Origin of the sequence: Microcoleus sp. BM001215392, from assembly GCF_036700185.1 — a bacterium.
Classification (GTDB): domain Bacteria; phylum Cyanobacteriota; class Cyanobacteriia; order Cyanobacteriales; family Microcoleaceae; genus Microcoleus.
This window is the reverse complement of sequence record NZ_JAUBOJ010000652.1, coordinates 1-2,005: the sequence shown is the minus strand read 5'-3', so window position 1 is coordinate 2,005 and position 2,005 is coordinate 1. Positions and strand designations below refer to the sequence as shown.

General features: G+C 42.9%; 4 protein-coding genes. 2 read left to right on the top strand and 2 right to left on the bottom strand.

All coding sequences use genetic code 11. The annotated features are described in order from the left end of the window. Both QT974_RS33835 and QT974_RS33830 read left to right on the top strand, forming a co-directional pair. On the top strand, window positions 1-200 hold a 200-nt coding region (locus tag QT974_RS33835; protein ID WP_333472730.1), incomplete at its 5' end, for a hypothetical protein. A 106-nt stretch (window positions 201-306) separates the two neighbouring features. Beyond that, window positions 307-1,095 (top strand): thermonuclease family protein, encoded by a 789-nt coding sequence (locus QT974_RS33830; RefSeq protein WP_333472729.1) that lies wholly within the window; start codon window positions 307-309, stop codon window positions 1,093-1,095. Window positions 1,096-1,285: 190 nt separating this feature from the next. On the opposite strand, the gene QT974_RS33825 is transcribed toward QT974_RS33830, so the two are convergent. Together QT974_RS33825 and QT974_RS33820 are read right to left on the bottom strand one after the other, a co-directional pair. Beyond that, window positions 1,286-1,600, bottom strand: a complete 315-nt coding sequence (locus QT974_RS33825; protein WP_333472728.1) for a helix-turn-helix domain-containing protein — start codon at window positions 1,598-1,600, stop codon at window positions 1,286-1,288. Window positions 1,601-1,604: 4 nt separating this feature from the next. Continuing rightward, window positions 1,605-1,916: a type II toxin-antitoxin system RelE/ParE family toxin gene (locus QT974_RS33820; RefSeq protein WP_333472731.1), complete on the bottom strand. Its 312-nt coding sequence runs from the start codon at window positions 1,914-1,916 to the stop codon at window positions 1,605-1,607. Window positions 1,917-2,005 lie beyond the last annotated feature (89 nt).

Here is a 2,005-nt window from a genome sequence, read left to right as displayed (position 1 = left end):
CCCTAATTCGACAATTTACGCATTTACAGAACTTTACACTGGTCACTTTTTCTCATCGGCAGGGCGATCGGGGAATTTACGCAAGTTTACAAAAGATTGTCACTTTTTCTCACCGGCAGGGCGATCGAGGTGGTTTATTCTTTGAGTTAAGGCGGATTACAAAGAGATTTCAATCGCCGAACGATCGAGGAAATATTTAACCCGAATTTCCGATATGTCCCGATCGAACGTGCATTAATCGAAGCTGCCTCTAGTTTATTATAGTAAAGTCCCTGCAATACGAATAGCGATCGGGAGGTTTGAATCATGTCATTTATAACTATTAAAGGTGTCTTCAATCCTACCAGCGGTTTACCAGATGGTGACTCGGTGAGATTTCTGGCAGATGATGATACCCTATTTGACCAACTCGAAGGACGAGTTGAGATTAAACCAGGAGGAGAAGTCCAACTTCGATATGAAGCTGTTGACGCCATGGAAAAAACAGCAAAAAAACCTTTTTCATCGGATGCTACTGCCCGCAATATTGAACTATTGGGCGGCAATAAAAACGGATTGCCGGGATATATCTTGTCCGGCCAGGCTGACAAAAATGGCAGGCCTGTTTGTTTTGCGTTTGCGGGCGATTCTCCCCAAGCAGATGGCACTCCTATTTTCTTGGAGTCCGATTTACTCCAGCAAAGTATCAATTACCAACTCCTTGCAGAGGGGTTGCTGTATCCAATGTTCTATGAAACCCTCTATCAAGAACTGCGGGATGTCATGACTGAAGCTGTGAAGGCTGCTAGAAAAGCAGATAAAGGAATCTGGTCAAATGATGCTTCTAACAAAGGAGTTACCATCAAACCGCCCGTGAATCTTGCCGAATTACCGCCAATTTTTCCTAAACTGTGGCGGAGGCTGGAAACATTCTACCGCCGCCCATCTAATAAAAATCAAACTGTGCAAGAATTTGTTAAATCTCTAGCGCAAGGTACCGATCGCCTGTTCACAATCCCCGATCGCAGATACATTAAGTTGTCTACAGCTATAGAAGTAAGTGGAGACAAACTCAAACTCAAGTACAAACCAGAAGATATGGTATTCCGTCCGTGATGCCCTTATCAAAAAAGGGAAGTAAAGGTAAAGACTGAAATATTAGATTGTAATTGGTAAGTGGTAATTGTCAACTATCAACTATCAACTCTCAACTCTCAATCGATCGACTTTCTGGTGCGTCGCTAATAGATTGTCGATCGCTCTTTGGAATGGTTGGTGGCGACGCACCCTACAACTTTACTCAGATTTACCCTGCTTGTGCAATGACTTGTCCAATTTCTTGAGGAGTTGCACCTGTCGCTAACATCGCTCGAATTAGCAGTTCAATAGAAACTGAAGCATCACCATTCTCGGCTTTGGCAATCCGAGGTTGGCTTGAATGCAATTTTTCTGCCAATTCTGTTTGGGTCATTGATTGTTGTCGTCGCTCTTTCAAGTGACGGCTGAGAGCAAGTTTGATTTCAATAAGTGCAGTTTCTTCGGGAGTGATATCTAAAAACTGTGAAACAGTCCCAATTTTCCAGCCTTTTTCTTCTAATCGTTTTCTTTTTGTCTTTTCCATAGGGTTAATCTTGTGTGTCCTGTTCATACTTGCTGAATCGTTTTTTGCAAACGTCAATAACGCTAGTTTGTGTTGCTCTGGTCGTTTTGTTAAACACCTCAAGAATCAAAATTGCATCGTCATCAATGCGGTAAATAATTCGCCAATTTTTGTTCGCATCCCGAATTCGCAGTTCATGGCAATCTGTCCCAATACTCGGCATCGGTCTTGAGTGCGGTAGTTCGAGGTTCTCACCCTGCTGCAAACGTCTGAGCAATACACCGGCCTCTATTCGTGCTTCTTGACTAAAGGGAGGCGTTTTGACCTCACCATGCAGCCAAACTAAAGGTTTAGTGGTTTCATCGATACAACATTAGACTTGAATTGCATAAGTCTTTGATTGATACAGAAACCGCAGATGTCAGA

Excerpts from the sequence above, each read along its gene's own strand:
- QT974_RS33825 (WP_333472728.1), bottom strand. The coding sequence starts at position 1,600 with ATGGAAAAGACAAAAAGAAAACGATTAGAAGAAAAAGGCTGGAAAATT.
- QT974_RS33830 (WP_333472729.1), top strand. The coding sequence starts at position 307 with ATGTCATTTATAACTATTAAAGGTGTCTTCAATCCTACCAGCGGTTTA.